This window comes from Lysinibacillus sp. HST-98, from assembly GCF_016757845.1.
Classification (GTDB): Bacteria; Bacillota; Bacilli; order Bacillales_A; family Planococcaceae; genus Lysinibacillus; species Lysinibacillus capsici.
Window position 1 is genome coordinate 1 of record NZ_JAENHX010000026.1, and the last position, 800, is coordinate 800.

Annotated in this window: 3 tRNA genes and 1 rRNA gene; all 4 read left to right on the top strand. The window is 51.0% G+C overall.

Annotated elements, in window-relative coordinates:
• Positions 1-50: 50 nt before the first annotated feature.
• Positions 51-127, top strand: a tRNA-Arg gene (locus JIN86_RS23350).
• Between the two features lie 9 nt (positions 128-136).
• Positions 137-213: transfer RNA gene (locus tag JIN86_RS23355), tRNA-Pro, on the top strand.
• Positions 214-233: 20 nt separating this feature from the next.
• Positions 234-309, top strand: a tRNA-Ala gene (locus tag JIN86_RS23360).
• Between the two features lie 143 nt (positions 310-452).
• Positions 453-800: ribosomal RNA gene (locus JIN86_RS23365) — 16S ribosomal RNA — on the top strand; the annotation flags it as partial.

Here is an 800-nt window from a genome sequence, read left to right on the forward strand (position 1 = left end):
TAGGTGACTACCGTACCGGTTCGATTCCGGTCCTCGGCACCATTTTAAATGCGCCCGTAGCTCAATTGGATAGAGCGTCTGACTACGGATCAGAAGGTTATGGGTTCGACTCCTGTCGGGCGCGCCATAAGAACAACGGGAAGTAGCTCAGCTTGGTAGAGCACTTGGTTTGGGACCAAGGGGTCGCAGGTTCGAATCCTGTCTTCCCGACCATTTCCTAAAAATAAAAAAACGGGGCCTTAGCTCAGCTGGGAGAGCGCCTGCCTTGCACGCAGGAGGTCAGCGGTTCGATCCCGCTAGGCTCCACCAATTCAAATACATGAACCTTGAAAACTGAACAAGCAAAACGTAATCAATAAAGTTTTAAGTAACTAGCTTCGGTTAGTGAACGAAACGCAATTTTGGACATCAAACATGATGCCAGCAAAACAATTTGAGCTAATCAAATTTCTTTTATGGAGAGTTTGATCCTGGCTCAGGACGAACGCTGGCGGCGTGCCTAATACATGCAAGTCGAGCGAACAGAAAAGGAGCTTGCTCCTTTGACGTTAGCGGCGGACGGGTGAGTAACACGTGGGCAACCTACCCTATAGTTTGGGATAACTCCGGGAAACCGGGGCTAATACCGAATAATCTCTTTTGCTTCATGGCAAGAGACTGAAAGACGGTTTCGGCTGTCGCTATAGGATGGGCCCGCGGCGCATTAGCTAGTTGGTGAGGTAACGGCTCACCAAGGCGACGATGCGTAGCCGACCTGAGAGGGTGATCGGCCACACTGGGACTGAGACACGGCCCAGACT